This window comes from Agrobacterium tumefaciens (assembly GCA_025560025.1).
Lineage (GTDB): Bacteria > Pseudomonadota > Alphaproteobacteria > Rhizobiales > Rhizobiaceae > Agrobacterium.
The window spans coordinates 1,708,761-1,724,199 of the sequence record CP048486.1 but is presented as its reverse complement, the minus strand read 5'-3'; the positions used below and the strand labels follow the sequence as shown (position 1 = coordinate 1,724,199).

Genomic DNA, 15,439 nt, shown 5'->3' with positions numbered 1-15,439 from the left:
CCGAACTGATATGCCCGCTGCGCAAGCGCGCGGTTTGAGTGTCGCCTACGATCAGGCCTATGCTCTACGCAACGTCGACATTCAGGCGCAGACGGGGCGCGTCACCGTCATTTGCGGGGCGAACGGTTCCGGAAAAAGTACGCTTCTCAAATGCCTCGCCGGGCTGGAAGTGCCGACGGACGGCAAGGTGCTGCTTCTGGGGCGGGAGCTATCGGAATTGCGCCGCCGTGATATTGCCCGACGGGTCGCCGTCATGGGGCAATCGCCCGAAATTCCGGTCGGTCTCACGGTCGAAGAACTGGTCGAGCAGGGTCGGTATCCACACCGCCCCTGGCTTGGGCGCCTTTCAGCCACTGACCGCGACATCATCGACAGCGCCATCCAGAGGGTCGACCTGCAGCACCTGCGCGCACGTCAGCTCGCAACATTGTCTGGAGGCGAAAGGCAGCGTGCCTGGGTCGCCATGGCGCTGGCCCAGCAACCGAGCGTTCTTTTTCTCGACGAACCGACCAGTTTTCTCGACATTCGCCATCAGGCCGAACTGCTGACATTGCTGAGACAGCTCAACCGGACGGAGGGCCTGACGATCATCGCCGTGCTTCATGATCTCAATCAGGTCATGGATATCGCAGATGACGTGATATTGATGCGCAAGGGTGAAGTGCTGGCGACGGGTCCCGCAAGGCAGGTGCTGACAGCCGACCTGCTGGAAGCGGCCTTTAGCTGCAAGGTCGACCTGGTGGCGCATCCCGGCGGCGCCGACCGTGCCTATTGCCTGATCGACTGGATCGGCGCAGCCGGCAGGCCACGCGACTATCAGGTCTCCGAATGAAAATGCCGCTGCCGTCCATCGGCTCGAACCGTCTCACCTCGGCGCTCCTTTTACCCCTTGGCCTTCTGCTTCTGTTCGTACTGGCAGCACTTGATATGCGGCTGGGAAGCAAGCTGATTGGCTGGCACGACATATTTGCCTTCCCGACACGCCCTACCACGCTCGCCCAGGCCATTCTGGAAACGAGCCGCGCCCCAAGAGTGATAGCGGCGATCCTGACGGGAGCCGCTCTGGCTGTGGCAGGCTCGGTTTTGCAAAGCGTGCTCAGAAATCCTCTGGCGGCGCCGGATATTCTGTCCGTCACCAGCGGCGCCCAGCTCGTTTTGGTCATATCCACATTGTTGTTGCCGATAGCCATGCCGCCGATCATGGCAACGACATTGGGCGGTCTGGCAGGAGCCGCGGCCTGCATCGCGCTCGCCGGCGGGTTCCGCGCTCCGCCGGGGCGGCTGGCTCTGGCGGGCGTTGCGATTTCCCTCTGCTTTGCCGCAGTCTCTTCCGCAATCGTCCTTCTCGCCGACGACAGGGCTTCCGGTCTGGTGCTCTGGTCTTCCGGTATTCTCGACCAGACCGGATGGTCGAAAGTCTTGGTCGCCGGTCCGGCCATTCTATTATCGTTTCTGGCGCTGATGCTGATCGCGCGGCCGCTCGACCTGCTCGGCCTCGGCGATCAGGCATCAGCCAGTCTCGGCCTGACGCGAAGCGTGACAATGTCTGGCATTTTTGCCGGCATCCTGTTGTCCGGCGCTGCGGTTACACTCGCAGGCCCGATTGGTTTCATAGGGCTCGCGATCCCGAACATTCTTCGCGCGCTTGGCATCATCAGGCACCGCTTTCATCTGCCTCTATCGCTGATCTGGGGGGCCAATACCCTGCTCCTTGCCGATGTCATTGCGCAGCTTTTCGGCACCAACGGCACCATTGTTCCGACAGGCATTGTCGTCGCCTGCCTGGGCGCGCCGGTCATGCTGCTTCTGCTGCGGACTTCGAGATTGGGGGCGGAGCGCCGTATCGGCTCGCCTTCGGCGCTACGGCTGCCTTCCATTCCCCTGCTGGTCACGGTTTTGACGGTAATTTCGCTGGCAGGTATCGGCGCTGCGCTGGCGATTGGCGATGGCGTATCCCTCTCAATGACGGACATTGCCGCGAACCTCGATATTCGCGCACCGCGTTTACTTGTGGCGCTTGGTTGCGGCGCCCTGCTGGCAGCAGCCGGTACGGTCTTACAGGCCGTCACGCGCAATCCGCTTTGCAGCCCCGAAACACTCGGCCTCACGCAGGGGGCCGCCTTGTTCAGCCTTGTCGGGCTTTTATCCGGCCTCATACCCGGAACGCTGATTTTCCAGGCGGTGACCTTTATAGGCGCTCTAGCCGCCGTTCTCCTTCTGCGATTTTTCGGACCCAAAAATGCGCCGGAAAGACTCATTCTGGCAGGCGTTGCCATCGCCGCGAGTTTCGGTGCAGCCGGCACCATCGTCGTTGTCGAAGCCCGGCTGCAGACGGCACAGGCCCTGTCCTGGCTGACAGGCTCGACCCATGGGCGCGGTTATGCTGACGTTCTTATCCTTTTTCCGTGGGTGATTATTTTGATGGCGATCGGCATCCTGTGCAGCCGCCATCTGGATACGCTCTCGCTGGGGGATGAAAAATCGCGCTCGCTCGGCATGGTGACCGGCAGGGCGAGAACATTGGCCATTCTCTATTCCGCCTGCGTTGTGGCGATTGCCGTTTCCTCCATCGGCGCTGTCAGCTTCGTCGGCCTTCTCTCCCCTCACGCCGCAAGGCTCCTGGTCGGGTCGCGACATGCACGCAGCCTGCCAGTAGCGATGGCGCTCGGTGCGCTGCTGCTGGTTTTCGCAGATCTTGCAGGACGCAGCATCATCGCTCCTCTTGAACTACCGGCGGGCATCGTCACCGCAGTCATCGGCGCACCGGTTTTCCTGCTTCTGTTGCGCCCGAAGACACTGAGGACAAGGGCGCAAGGCGCTTAGTCTCCGCATGAGGAGTTGGGCTCATCCCCCAACACGTGATCCGCGCCCGTCGCCGTGGAGACCAGCCATCCAATAATTTTCCTGATCCGCTCGCCCATTCTCCCGATTGACGCAGGCTTACGTCCAAAATAAGATATATGATATATTTTTATTGGAGGAAGAAGCGAATGGTCAATTATATTGTTGTGGGAGGTGGGTCCGCAGGGAGTGCTCTGGCAGGCCGGCTGGCAATGGCCGATGCCGGAAAGGTGCTTGTAATCGAGGCCGGTCCGCGCGACAGCAATCCGCTCATTCACATCCCCGCCGGCTTTGTGAAGCTGCTGGATAGCGATCTGCTCTATCACTACAAGACGGTGCAGCAGGCAGCCTTGAACGGCCGTGCGCCGGTCATGCCGCAGGGTGCTGTCCTCGGCGGCGGCGGGTCGGTCAACGCCGCCATCTATGTCCGCGGCCAACGCCGCGACTATGACGACTGGGCGCGTCTTGGCGCTGACGGATGGAGCTATGGTGACGTGCTCCCCTATTTCCGCCGCGCCGAAGACAATGACAGGCTCTCCGACGCCTATCACGGAACCGGCGGCCCGCTTGGCGTCTCCGACCTCAGGCAGGTGAATGACCTAACGCGTGCCTTCGTGCGCAGCGCGCAAGAGGCGGGCATCCCCTTCACCCCGGATTTCAACGGCCTGCGACAGCGTGGCGTCGGCTTCAACCAGACCACAACGCGCAACGGGCGACGCTGCAGCGCGGCTGTCGGTTATCTTCGTCCCGCCATGAAATCCGGCAATCTGGAGATCCGCACCGGTTGCCTTGTGACGCGCATTCTCTTTGAAGGGGACCGCGCAACAGGCGTCGAATATGTTCGCAACGGTAAATTGGAAACTGTCCGGGCCGACAAGGAAGTCATCCTGTCGGGCGGCGCGGTGCAGACGCCAAAGCTTCTGATGTTGTCAGGGATCGGCCCCGAGGCGGAGCTTCGCCAGCATGGCATCACCGTCCGGCGCCGGCTGGAAGGGGTCGGCCAGAACCTCCAGGATCATCTCGAATTCCCCGCCATCCGCTTTTGTACCGGCCGCTATGGCTACTACGGAGAGGATAGTTTCCTGCGCTCCATCCGCAACGGTTTGCAATATTTGCTCTTCAAGTCCGGCCCGGTCATGTCGAACGTTACGGAGGCCTGCGCCTTCGTTAATGTGGACGACATGGAGGCCGAGCCGAACGTCCAGATGCATTTCGTACCGATTGTCTTCATGGACAGCGACCAGCAACCGATCAAGCGCGCCGGCGCAACGGTGAACCCCTGCGTGCTGCGTCCTGAAAGCCGTGGTGAAATCCGCCTGAAATCCACCAACCCGGCAGACCATCCCATCGTCGACCCGCGTTACCTGACAGCCCCGGAGGATATGCGTCTCTCCGTAAAGTCACTGAAGCTCGCCCGGGAAATCCTGGCGCAGCCTTCCTTCGCAGGTTATGTCGAGAAAACAGAGGCCTATCCCGGACATACGGTCGCGGACGAAGCGGCGCTCGAAACCTATATCCGCTCGAAAGGCAAGACGGTCTACCATCCCGTCGGCACCTGCCGCATGGGCAATGACGAGATGGCGGTGGTCGATCCGCAACTACGCGTTCACGGCCTTCGCAATCTGCGCATTGTGGACAACTCCGTCATGCCGACACTCATTTCGGGCAATACCAACGCAACGGCTATAATGATCGGCGAGAAAGCGTCAGATATGATACGCGGCCTCACGCCACTTGCACCCTCAAACGCGTGATGCGCATTATGCGTTGACTTGTCGAATCTCATGATCAAAGAAACGCCACGGGCCCTTAGATGAACCAGCTGCAAAAAATCAACAAAGGCAACCTTTCCGAGCAGGTTTACGGCACGATCCGTTCCTCGCTCATGGATGGGCGTTACGAGCCGGGTGAACGGCTGACAATCGCAAGCCTGGCCGAGCAGCTCGGTGTATCGATAACGCCGGTCCGCGAGGCGATCTTCCGGCTCGTGACCGAGCGCGCGCTGGAGATGAGGGCGGCAACCTCGATCCAGGTGAGAAGCCTGACGCCCTCGGAATTGCGTGAGATACAACTCATACGCCATCATCTCGAAGGCGAGGCGGCCGCCCAGGCGGCCGTCAAGATTTCGAAAAAAGAACTGGCGGCTCTCGAAGCTCTGCAGGGAGATTTTACCAGGGCGGCAGCCAGCGATCCGCTGGAAGCCTCCCGCGTCAACCGCGAGTTCCATTTCAAGCTTGCTGAAGCAGCACAAATGCCAATGCTTTATGCAACGATCGAGGGCATGTGGGCGCAGATGGGACCGCTCATCCACCTTTACCATCTCAACACACCAACCCGTATCCTGGCGAGTGGCGACCACGGCCACTATGATGTGCTGCGTGCCCTTACCCTCCGCGACCCCGAAGGATGCCGAAAGGCGATCCAGGCCGATATCGGCGTTGGCGTCGTAATGGTCGAATGGCTGGAAGCGAAGGGGGCGGCCGAAGCCGCCCCCTGATCTTTCAAAGCTCTATCCACGTCGTTTTCAGCTCAGTATATTTGTCGATTGCGTGCAGCGACTTGTCGCGGCCATTGCCGGATTGCTTGAACCCGCCAAACGGCACCGTCGTATCACCGTGATCATAGCAATTGACCCAGACCGTGCCTGCCCGAAGTTTGCGGGCCATGCGATGAGCGCGGGAAAGATCGCGCGTCCAGACGGCTGCAGCCAGCCCATAGGGACTGTCATTGGCGACGCGGACGGCCTCCTCGTCATCCTCAACCGTAATGGTCGACAATACGGGGCCGAAAATCTCTTCCCGCGCGATTGTCATGTCATTGCGAACATCCGCAAAGATCGTCGGATTGACGTAATAGCCGTCCGGCGTGTCGGTCGGACGGTCACCGCCGAGCACCAGCCGCGCGCCTTCCGCCTTGCCCTTTTCGATGTAGCTTTCAACACGGTCGCGATGACTGCTTTCGACAAGGGCGCCAAGCTTGGTCGCCGGATCGAGCGGGTCGCCCGGCCGGATCGACCGGGCGGTATTGATGACGATGTCGAGAAATTGCTCCTGGATACGTCTGGAAAGGATCAGCCGTGACGGCGCAACGCAGACTTCGCCCTGGTTGAAGCAGATCGCTGTCGCCGCCCGCTCGGCCGCGACACGCAATTCGGGCACATCGTCGAGAATGATGTTGGGCGACTTTCCGCCGCATTCGAGGAAAACACGCTTCATGTTGGACTGACCGGCATAGTGCAGGAACAGTTTTCCCACTTCGCCGGAGCCGGTGAAGGCAAGGCAGTCAACATCCATATGCAGGCCGAGCGCCTTGCCGGCTGTCGGGCCGAAACCCGGCACAACATTAAAGACGCCGTCAGGAATACCGGCTTCCGCCGCAAGCTCCGCCAGCCGCAGCGCTGTCAACGGCGATTGTTCCGCAGGCTTCAGGACGACGGAGTTGCCCATGGCAAGCGCCGGCGCGAATTTCCACGTCGCCATCAGCATGGGGAAGTTCCAGGGCACGACCGCACCGACGACGCCGATCGGTTCGCGTGTGATCATGGCAAGCTGGCCGGGACCGGTGGGCGCGATCTCGTCATAGAGCTTGTCCGGGCACTCGGCATACCATTGCAACGTATCCAGCACGACGTTGACATCGATATTGCGGCTCTCGGAAATCGGCTTTCCCATGTCGAGCGTTTCAAGCACCGCAAGCTCATCCATGTGCTTTTCCAACAGCGCCGCAAAGCGCTGAAGCACTTTCTTGCGCTCCTTTGGTGACCGGTCGCGCCAGACGCCTGCCTCGAAAGCCCGGCGCGCAGCCGCAACGGCGCGGTCCACATCTTCCCTGTCGCAGGCTGCAACGCGCGCGATGACCGTGCCGTCGCGAGGCGAGATATCGTCAAACGTCTCTCCCGAAGCGGCGTCGGTAAAGCGACCGTCTATGAAGGCCTGCCCCCTGATGGTGATCCGGTTGCGGATGGCAGTCACATCCGACTGCGTCAGTGCAAGATTCACGTTATCCTCCATTTTTGTTCGTGACATATATCATATATCATGTTATCTCGCATCATCGCAAGCAGTTGTTGCCGACCCTTTGGCAAATTGGAGGAGGAGCGCGTGGCGCAGCCCATCAGAAACGATTTTCGTCCCACCGAAACCGAGATAGCGCGCCTGAGAGACCGCGCGCAGTTCGTGCGGCTGGAGACCATCCGGCTTATCGAAATTGCCAAGGTGGGCCACTACACCTCGGTATTTTCCGCAGCCGAGATTTTCGCAGCGCTCTACTATGATGTGATGCGGCTTTCGCCCGATCCCAAATGGCCGGATCGCGACCGCTTCCTGATGGGCAAGGGTCATGCGGCGGTGGGGCTGTTCCCCATTCTTGCCGAGCTTGGCTACATTCCGACGGAGGTGCTGAACGGCTACACCCGCCTCGGCAATCCGCTCGGTGACCATCCCGACATGCGCAAGGTGCCGGGCGTCGATTTTTCCTCCGGATCCATCGGACACGCCCTGTCCAACGGTCTCGGCATGGCGTTGAACGGACGCCGCCAGGGCCGTGACTTCACCACATTCGTCATGCTCGGCGATGGTGAGATGCAGGAAGGCCAGGTTTGGGAAGCAGCCATCGGCGCGGCCCATCACAAGCTGTCGCGGCTGGTCGCGATTGTTGACCGCAACGGCTACCAGCTCGACGGCGCCGTCGATGACGTCATGGGCATCGAGCCGCTGGATGAGAAATGGCGCGCCTTCGGCTGGGAAGTGCATATCGTCGACGGCCATGACATTGCCGAGCTGACCGCGCTCCTGCGTCGCGTCAAAGCCGACAACACCCGCGAAAAGCCATGCTGCATCATCGCGCGCACGCTCAAGGGCAAGGGCGTCTCCTACATGGAGACCGAACCCGGCTGGCACCTCGGCTACCTCGATCCATCCGATGCGGAAGCCGCACGTCAAGAAATTCTTTCCAAGGTAATTTGAGATGAGCACTGTCAATCTGCGGCCAAATTCGCCGAATTCGTGGCACTACCGCGAGCTGAACATGAAGAACCCCGGCCTGGACCACCTGTCCAACGGGCTGATCTCGCTTGTCGAGGCGGGCCGCGACATCGTCGCCGGCTCCGCGGACCTTCAATACTCCAACGGGCTCAACCGCTTCGCCGCCCGTTTCCCGGACCGTTACTTCAGCTTCGGTATTTCCGAACAAAACATGGTATCGGCCGCCGCCGGCATCGCGACAACGGGCACGATGCCCTATGTCGCAACCTTTGCTTCCTTCCTCGGCCTGCTCACCTGCGAGCAGATTCGCATGGATGTCGCCTATTGCGCCCTGCCCGTTCGGCTGATCGGACACCATACCGGCATCTCCATGGGTTTCTACGGCACGTCACATCACGCGACGGAGGATATCGGCACCATGCGTTCGATCGCCGACCTGACGATCGTTTCACCGGCCGATGGCCCGCAATTTGAAGCGGCAATTCGCGCTTCGGCCGACCATGATCGCCCGATCTACTTCCGCACGGGACGCGGACGCGAGCCCGATCTCTACGATCCCAAGAGCGATTTCATTTTCGGCAAGGCGATCGAACATGCTGTCGGCGAAGAACTGACGATCATTGCCTGCGGCCTTCCCGTCCATCCATCGGTGCAGGTCGCCCGGAAACTCAAGACGGAAGGCCGTAGTATCGGCGTCATCGACATGGTGACCGTCAAGCCGATCGATCGCGATGCCATCCTTGCAGCAGCCGCCCGTTCGAAGGTCATCCTGACGATCGAGGAGCACAATATCCTCGGTGGCCTCGGTGCCGCCGTTGCCGAGGTTCTTGCCGAAGAAGGCAGCCCCGCAAGGCTTGTGCGCCACGGTATCCGCGATGAATACGCGCTGATTGCACCGCCGACACATCTCTACGCCCACTACCGGCTCGACCAGGCCGGTATCGAAACGGTTGTCCGCGAAATCATTCGCTGACAGGCCCCGTCGTGCGCAGGGAGGCGCACGACTTCCGCTCGCAGGAGCGACAAATACATAGAACTTCAACAGAGGGAGTGAGACCATGAGGTTCCTGAAATCCGCATTGCCCATGCTATGCACCGCAGCGCTGGCCCTTGCCGCCACAACGACAAACGCTGCCGAAAAACACGAGATCTACACGCTCCTGCCGAACTCGGCGCTTTCAGGCGTCATCGACCCCAACATGGCGGATCGTACCGATGTGGAGAAGGCGCTGCCTAAAACCACCCGCGAGCCCGGCAAAAAACTGGTGATCGGCTGGACGGAAATCACGCTCGGCAATCCCTGGTTCGTCAGCGTCATCGACACCGCGAAGGCCAAGGCGAAGGACTATGGCTACGAACTGGACGTCCAGGTCGCGGACGGCGATCCGGCCAAGACCTCGGCCCATATCGACGCCTTCATCGCCAAGAAGGTCGACGTCATCGTCATGGACCCGACCGATCTCGCCGCAGCGGCTGCCGACGCGCAGCGTGCCGTCGATGCCGGCATTCCCGTCATTGCCCTTGGCACCGTGCCGGATGAAAGCCCGATCGTCACCACCGTTCTGTTCAACCCTTACGGTAACGGTTTTGAAGCCGGCCGTTACGTCGCGCAGCATTATGGTGCCGACAAACAGATCACCGCAGCGGCTATCCTCGGCACCGTCGGGAATTCCACGTCTGAAAGCCGCGTCAACGGCATGATCACCGGCATCATCTATGAGCGTTCGCAACAGCTTGGCCTCAATCTCTCCAGGGAAGATGCCATGCTTGCCGGCTTCAAGAAGTTCCAGCAATTGAAGACGAGCGGTTCATTCGATTATCCGGAAGCCAAATTCGGTGTGGTTTCGATGGGCGTCGGTCTCTGGACAGAAGAAGGCGGCCTCGATGCCGCTGAAGACATCCTCACCGCTCACTCCTCCAGGCTCGACATCATCCTTGCCGAAAACGACTTCATGGGCATGGGCGCCCTGCGCGCTCTCGAAAACCAGGGCCTTAAGGGCAAGATAGCCGTTGCCAATGCGGCAGATGGCTTCCGTACCGCCCTCGATCTCGTGAAATCCGGCGACATGCTGGTCACCGGCCTTTGCTCCGGCTCGCATACCGGCGAAGGCGTCCTGGCACTTATCAACCAGATATTCGACAAGGGCCTCGATGCCAGCAATCTGCCGCTCGGCTCATATTACCCCTCACAGATCGTGACGGAAAAGAACGTCGATGAGTTCATCGATCCGGACACAGCAAACCCCTTCTTCCGCTACACCGTTCCGCCTTTCAAGACGATCAGCGAACTCAAGGGCTGACCGACGGCCAGCAAGCACGGCGGGCCTTTCCGGGGCCCGCCCATTTGAGAGGAAGATAAGATGGACCGTCTAGAAATGCTTAACATCTCCAAGGAGTTCGGAGGTGTCACAGCGCTCAGCGGCGCACGGTTTTCCGCGCGTGCCGGAGAAGTTCACGCTCTCATGGGCGAGAACGGTGCTGGCAAATCGACGCTGATGAAAATCCTCGCGGGCGCCTACACCCATGACAAAGGCGAGATCCACATCGACGGTACGCCCGTGACCATCACCAGTCCGCAGGACGCGATGCGCAGGGGAATCTCGATCATTTACCAGGAATTCTCGCTCGCCCGCCACCTCACGGTGGCCGAAAACATTCTCATCGAAAAGCTCGGCCACGGCTTCCTTCTGGACAAACGAGCAATGCGGGCGCGCGCCGCCGAACTGCTGGCCGGCATGGGTTTTGACGATATCGATCCGGATGAGCTTACCGGCAACCTTACGGTCGCGCACCAGCAGGTCATCGAAATATGCAAGGCGCTGTCCCGGGAATGTTCGATCCTCGTCCTTGACGAACCCACCGCCGTCCTCACCAACCACGAGACGGAAAAGCTGTTCAAGCTCATACGGCAGCTGCGGGAGAACGGTGTCTGCATCATCTACATCTCCCATCGGCTGGACGAGATATTCAGCCTGTGTGACCGCGCCACCGTACTAAAGGACGGTGCAATCGTGGGCACGTGGGAGATCGCCACACTCGACCACAAGCGCCTCGTCAACCTGATGATCGGTCGTGAACTGAAGGACTTCTTTCCCGACCGGGACGTTAAGCCCGGCCCGGTTGCTCTTGCCGTCGAAAACCTGGCAACGGGACCGCTCGTCTCCGGCGTCACCTTCGAAGTTAGAAGGGGCGAAGTGCTCGGCATCGGTGGCCTCATCGGTGCGGGACGAACCGAGGTACTGCGCGCAATTTTCGGTGCCGATCCCCTCACACAGGGTGAAGTGCGTCTCGATGGCAAAGTGCTGAGCATCAGCAGACCCGGGGAAGCCGTGCGCGCCGGCATCGGCCTGGTGCCCGAAGATCGCAAACATCAGGGATGTCTTCTCGACATGCCCATTCTTACCAATGCAATGATGACTCCGGTCAATCCGCATCTGGGGCCTTTGGGCCTGCTGCGCGATCGCCGGGAACGCGGCGCAACCGAAAGCCTGCGCAGACAGCTCAACCTCAAGGCCGAAAGCATCGACGCTGAAGCTGGAACGCTTTCTGGCGGCAACCAGCAGAAAGTCGCGCTGATGAAATGGCTTGTTTCCGGTTGCGAGGTGTTGCTGCTCGACGAACCCACCCGCGGCGTCGACGTCGGGGCGAAGGTCGAGATTTACCGCGTCATCAACGAACTGGCGGCCAATGGCGCCGCCATAATCATGGTCTCCTCCGAAATGCTGGAACTGATCGGCATGTGCGATCGCGTGCTTGTCATGCGCGCCGGCCGGATCGCCGGTGAACTGACCGGCACAGACATTTCCGAGGAAGGTATTATCGAACTGGCAATGGGGCGCGAGAATGTCCACTAATTCAAAGGCTTCCGGCCTTGTTTCCAACCTGGTCACCTATAACATCTATATCATGCTGGTGACGCTCATCGTCGTTTCCACGCTGTTGTCAGAACATTTCCTGACACTCCAAAACATATATAATCTCCTGCGGCAACTTGCACCGCTTGCCCTGGTCGCCATCGGCATGCTGCTGGTGATCCTGACGGGAGGAATCGATCTTTCGGTCGGCTCGGTCGCGGCGATCGGCGGCATGAGCGTGGCGATGGTCATGCCGGCGCTGCCCTTTGACGGCGGCACCGCGCTTGTCCTGTGCATTTTGGGTGGCGTGCTGTTCGGCGCTTTGCTCGGCGCGATTAATGGCGTTCTTGTCGCCGGCTTCGGCATGGCCTCCTTCGTCGCGACGCTCGCCATGATGACCATGGCTCGCGGCCTTGCCTATATGCTCTCCAATGGCCAGCCCGTACGCTTTCCCCGCGACCTGTCGACAGCTCAGATTCTGACGGCATTCGGCAGCAAGGGCGTGCCCGGTCTCGGCCTTCCCTGGCCGGTCCTGGCCGTCTTCCTCTTCATTGCCCTGTTCATTTTCCTGTTGCGCCGGACCAACTGGGGACGCCTCACCGTCGCAACCGGCAGCAATGAGAGTGCGGTGCGCCTCGCTGGCCTTCCCGTCTGGCGCTACAAGTTCCTCGCTTTCATGCTTTGCGGCGCGCTTTCGGCCCTCGCCGGCATATTCGTGACGGCCCGCACCGCCGTTGGAACACCGGTGACCGGCATCGGCCTCGAACTCGACGCCATCGCCGCCTGCGTTATTGGTGGAGCCCTTCTGTCCGGCGGCAGGGGTACGGTGATCAACACGATGATCGGCGTCCTCATTCTGGGACTGATCGGCAACATCATGAACCTGATGAGCGTTCCAGCCTATCCGCAGCAGATCATCAAGGGTGTCATCATCATTCTGGCAGTTCTTATGCAAGGCATCGGCGCCCACGCAAAAAGACGTGTTTGACCTCCCAGGCGCCGCACCTGGTCCGCATCGCAAGTCGATGCGGACCTTTTTTGCGTCACTTGAGGAAATCAACAAGCAGGCGCACCTGCTGCTCGATCATGTGGATACCCTTATGTATGTGGCATCCCCGCTTTTCAGCCGCGATCAACAGAGGCGTCATGTCAGGTTGCATCACCACTTCAGCGACGACAGTGCCTTTATCGAGCCTGTCGACATCGATGGGCAGGGCGTCGTTCTCATGCATGCCCAGCGCCGTGCCGTTGACAACAAGGTCATAGCCCGCCGGATCCGCCGCAGCCGCCACCACGCTGGCATCCGGGAAGGCGCTTGCAAGCTGTCTTGCCAGATGTTCGGCCTTGTGAAGCGAGCGGTTTGCGATTGTAAGGTCCATGACGCCAGCCCCGAGAAGAGCATGTCCCACACCGCTCGCCGCTCCGCCGGCACCGATGAGCAGCGTGCGAAAACCCGCCGGATCATGCCCCTGATGGCGAAGCCCGGCGACGAAACCCTCACCATCGAACATACCGCCAGTGAGGCTGCCGTCCGCTTCCCGGCGAATGATGTTGCAGGCATCGACAAGAGTGGCAGCCCCAACTCTCCGGTCGCAGAGCCTCGCGGCGGAAGCCTTGTGTGGAATGGTGATCACCATGCCGGCAATATTCGCAATTGCCCGGAAGCTGGCGACCGTCTGGTCCAGCATGTCGGGCCGCACATCAAGCGGCACCATGATCATATCCAGCCCCTGCCGTTCGCACTCAGCATTAAAACGTGACGGCGTGCGGACATGTTGAGCGGGGTGGGCGAGCAACGGGACGAAACGGGTTTTTCCGGAAATCATGCGGTTCTTCCTTAAAACGGCGACAAGACGCTTGCGCCTTCCAAACAATCATATATCATATATGAAAATTGTCTGAGAGCAAAAATGTCTGATCCCTTAACTATTTTCGACAACCAACTCAAAGTCTTCGGCGCGCCGTCGCGTTATGTCCAGGGCCGAAAGATCCTCGACCGGATCGGCGGCTTCGCCGCGCAGATCGGAAAAAGCGCCGTCCTCGTTGCAGACGTTCACGTCCTCCCTCTCGTTGAAGACATCTTTCGCCAATCCCTGGAAAAGGCCGGCGTTTCCATGGTGATCCTGTCGTTCGAAGGCCAGATCGGTATAGAGACCGCGCAGCGGCTTTCTGCCGCGCTCGGCGAAAACACACCTGAAATCGTCATCGCTGCGGGTGGCGGTCGCGCCATCGATGCCGGCAAGGCACTGGCGGGCGAGCGCGACATCAAGCTGATCACCGTACCGACCGTCGCCTCCAATGATGCACCGACAAGCAAGAACTACGTGCTTTATGACACCAACGACCTCCTCCTTGAAGTGAGGCACCTGAAACGTAATCCGGATTTTGTCATCGTCGATACCGCGTTGCTGGCAGGAGCGCCGAAGTCCATGTTCGCAGCCGGATTGGGCGACGCCCTGTCGAAGAAGGCCGAGGCGCTCGCCTGCGCGGGCGGTTGCGGCACCACCATGTTCCGCGCCCGGCCGACCCGCCTTTCAGGCGTGATCGCCACCCATTGTTACGACACACTCGTAACGCACGGCATTGCCGCTTTCGATGCGGCGGGTTCGGGTGTGCCGACAGAGGCTTTCGACGCGGCCGTTGAGGCGATGATACTGATGGCGGGGCTCGGTTTTGAAAGCGGCGGTCTCTCCGTTCCCCACGCGCTCACCCGCGGCCTGCCGCATGTACCGGGCGTCAATGCGAAACCGCATGGATTTCAGGTCGCCTATGGGCTTCTGGTTCACCATCAGCTTCTGGGTGAGGCATTGCCACCGGCTATTGCCGCCCTTTACCGGCATACGGGACTGCCTCTCAGCCTGCGTGCGCTTGCCGGACAACCCATCACCCGGGACCAGTTTCTCGCCGTCGCTCAGGCATCCATCACCGTACCTCACATGCTGAATTTCCCGCGTCCGCTCACGGTCGAGGACCTCGTGGAGGCAATGCAATCGGTCGAGAACGCATGACGCTAGATCAAACAGAAAAGGCAGGAGCACATGATGCCCAATGAAGACCAGACAAAACCCCTTGCGGTGGTGACCGGCGGCGGAACCGGCATTGGCCGGGCCGTGGCGGAACTTCTCGCCGAGAGCGGCTATCAGGTCATCGCGCTGGGGCTGGATCGCGATGCGGATCTGAGCGCTGCAATCGCCTTTCACAAGGTGGACCTGACCGACACCAAGGCAAGTATCGCGGCACTGCCGCAGGGACAGCCCGTCGCTGGCCTCGTAAACTGCGCCGGCATGCTGCGCCACCAGCAGGAATGGGAGACCGACGCCTTCGAACAGGTCATGCGCGTCAATGTCACCGCCGGCTTTGCATTCTCCGCCGCCCTGCTCGACCGGCTGCAGGCCGCCGGTGGCGCCGTCGTCAATGTTGCCTCGATGTGGGCGATCTTCGGCTCCCCGGGCGCCCCGGCCTACACGGCGAGCAAGGGCGCCGTCGCCGCGATGACCCGGTCACAGGCGGTCGCCTGGGCCGGACGCGGCATTCGGGTGAATTCAATCGCGCCGGGATGGGTGGAGACCCGTATCTCGGAAAATGCGCGGACCGACGCGGCACGCGCCGAACGTATCGGTGCCCGCATTCCGATGGGACGCTGGGCCAAACCCGCCGAAGTCGCATCTGTCGTCCGTTTCCTTCTGTCGCCCGACGCGGGTTATGTGACCGGCGCGATGATTCCGATCGACGGCGGCTATTCAATCTGCTGAGGGGTAAAAA

13 protein-coding genes are annotated in these 15,439 nt (G+C 60.6%); 11 read left to right on the top strand and 2 right to left on the bottom strand.

Going from position 1 to position 15,439, the window contains the following annotated elements:
- Window positions 1–10: 10 nt before the first annotated feature.
- The 4 genes from FY152_21845 to FY152_21830 all read left to right on the top strand — a co-directional run bounded on the left by FY152_21845 (window position 11) and on the right by FY152_21830 (window position 5,338).
- Complete coding sequence (locus FY152_21845) at window positions 11–832, top strand: ABC transporter ATP-binding protein (GenBank protein UXS34742.1); 822 nt, start codon at window positions 11–13, stop codon at window positions 830–832.
- Window positions 829–2,823, top strand: a complete 1,995-nt coding sequence (locus FY152_21840) for an iron ABC transporter permease (protein UXS34741.1) — start codon at window positions 829–831, stop codon at window positions 2,821–2,823. Before FY152_21845 ends, FY152_21840 begins: the two co-directional genes overlap by 4 nt.
- A 167-nt stretch (window positions 2,824–2,990) precedes the next feature.
- Window positions 2,991–4,595 (top strand): sorbosone dehydrogenase, encoded by a 1,605-nt coding sequence (locus FY152_21835; GenBank protein UXS34740.1) that lies wholly within the window; start codon window positions 2,991–2,993, stop codon window positions 4,593–4,595.
- Window positions 4,596–4,654: 59 nt separating this feature from the next.
- Window positions 4,655–5,338 (top strand): GntR family transcriptional regulator, encoded by a 684-nt coding sequence (locus FY152_21830; GenBank protein ID UXS34739.1) that lies wholly within the window; start codon window positions 4,655–4,657, stop codon window positions 5,336–5,338.
- 4 nt (window positions 5,339–5,342) lie between these two features.
- Here FY152_21830 and FY152_21825 read toward each other — a convergent pair whose 3' ends face one another.
- Window positions 5,343–6,851, bottom strand: coding sequence for an aldehyde dehydrogenase (locus tag FY152_21825; GenBank protein UXS34738.1), 1,509 nt, complete (start codon window positions 6,849–6,851; stop codon window positions 5,343–5,345).
- Window positions 6,852–6,953: 102 nt separating this feature from the next.
- On the opposite strand from FY152_21825, the gene FY152_21820 reads away from it, so the two are divergent.
- The 5 genes from FY152_21820 (at window position 6,954) to FY152_21800 (ending at window position 12,665) form a co-directional block, all read left to right on the top strand.
- Complete coding sequence (locus FY152_21820; protein ID UXS35152.1) at window positions 6,954–7,805, top strand: transketolase; 852 nt, start codon at window positions 6,954–6,956, stop codon at window positions 7,803–7,805.
- A gap of 1 nt (window position 7,806) precedes the next feature.
- The gene (locus FY152_21815; protein ID UXS34737.1) at window positions 7,807–8,796 is read left to right on the top strand and encodes a transketolase; all 990 of its coding nucleotides are present in this window, start codon (window positions 7,807–7,809) and stop codon (window positions 8,794–8,796) included.
- Window positions 8,797–8,881: 85 nt separating this feature from the next.
- Window positions 8,882–10,123 (top strand): sugar ABC transporter substrate-binding protein, encoded by a 1,242-nt coding sequence (locus FY152_21810; GenBank protein ID UXS34736.1) that lies wholly within the window; start codon window positions 8,882–8,884, stop codon window positions 10,121–10,123.
- Between the two features lie 60 nt (window positions 10,124–10,183).
- Window positions 10,184–11,677, top strand: coding sequence for a sugar ABC transporter ATP-binding protein (locus tag FY152_21805; GenBank protein ID UXS34735.1), 1,494 nt, complete (start codon window positions 10,184–10,186; stop codon window positions 11,675–11,677).
- On the top strand, window positions 11,667–12,665 hold the full coding sequence (locus FY152_21800) for an ABC transporter permease (protein UXS34734.1): 999 nt from the start codon (window positions 11,667–11,669) through the stop codon (window positions 12,663–12,665). The genes FY152_21805 and FY152_21800 overlap by 11 nt, the downstream gene beginning before the upstream one ends.
- A 55-nt stretch (window positions 12,666–12,720) precedes the next feature.
- On the opposite strand, the gene FY152_21795 is transcribed toward FY152_21800, so the two are convergent.
- Window positions 12,721–13,503 carry a shikimate dehydrogenase gene (locus tag FY152_21795; GenBank protein ID UXS34733.1) on the bottom strand — a complete coding sequence of 261 codons (783 nt, stop codon included), beginning with the start codon at window positions 13,501–13,503 and terminating at the stop codon, window positions 12,721–12,723.
- 84 nt (window positions 13,504–13,587) lie between these two features.
- Here FY152_21795 and FY152_21790 point away from each other — a divergent pair, with 84 nt between their 5' ends.
- Entirely contained in the window at window positions 13,588–14,685 is a 1,098-nt protein-coding gene (locus FY152_21790) for a glycerol dehydrogenase (GenBank protein ID UXS34732.1), read from the top strand.
- Between the two features lie 33 nt (window positions 14,686–14,718).
- Window positions 14,719–15,429, top strand: coding sequence for an SDR family oxidoreductase (locus tag FY152_21785; protein ID UXS34731.1), 711 nt, complete (start codon window positions 14,719–14,721; stop codon window positions 15,427–15,429).
- Window positions 15,430–15,439: the final 10 nt, after the last annotated feature.

Excerpts from the sequence above, each read along its gene's own strand:
- FY152_21830 (UXS34739.1), top strand. The coding sequence starts at position 4,655 with ATGAACCAGCTGCAAAAAATCAACAAAGGCAACCTTTCCGAGCAGGTT.
- FY152_21795 (UXS34733.1), bottom strand. The coding sequence starts at position 13,503 with ATGATTTCCGGAAAAACCCGTTTCGTCCCGTTGCTCGCCCACCCCGCT.
- FY152_21840 (UXS34741.1), top strand. The coding sequence starts at position 829 with ATGAAAATGCCGCTGCCGTCCATCGGCTCGAACCGTCTCACCTCGGCG.
- FY152_21790 (UXS34732.1), top strand. The coding sequence starts at position 13,588 with ATGTCTGATCCCTTAACTATTTTCGACAACCAACTCAAAGTCTTCGGC.
- FY152_21835 (UXS34740.1), top strand. The coding sequence starts at position 2,991 with ATGGTCAATTATATTGTTGTGGGAGGTGGGTCCGCAGGGAGTGCTCTG.
- FY152_21825 (UXS34738.1), bottom strand. The coding sequence starts at position 6,851 with ATGGAGGATAACGTGAATCTTGCACTGACGCAGTCGGATGTGACTGCC.
- FY152_21785 (UXS34731.1), top strand. The coding sequence starts at position 14,719 with ATGCCCAATGAAGACCAGACAAAACCCCTTGCGGTGGTGACCGGCGGC.
- FY152_21845 (UXS34742.1), top strand. The coding sequence starts at position 11 with ATGCCCGCTGCGCAAGCGCGCGGTTTGAGTGTCGCCTACGATCAGGCC.
- FY152_21810 (UXS34736.1), top strand. The coding sequence starts at position 8,882 with ATGAGGTTCCTGAAATCCGCATTGCCCATGCTATGCACCGCAGCGCTG.
- FY152_21815 (UXS34737.1), top strand. The coding sequence starts at position 7,807 with ATGAGCACTGTCAATCTGCGGCCAAATTCGCCGAATTCGTGGCACTAC.
- FY152_21805 (UXS34735.1), top strand. The coding sequence starts at position 10,184 with ATGGACCGTCTAGAAATGCTTAACATCTCCAAGGAGTTCGGAGGTGTC.
- FY152_21800 (UXS34734.1), top strand. The coding sequence starts at position 11,667 with ATGTCCACTAATTCAAAGGCTTCCGGCCTTGTTTCCAACCTGGTCACC.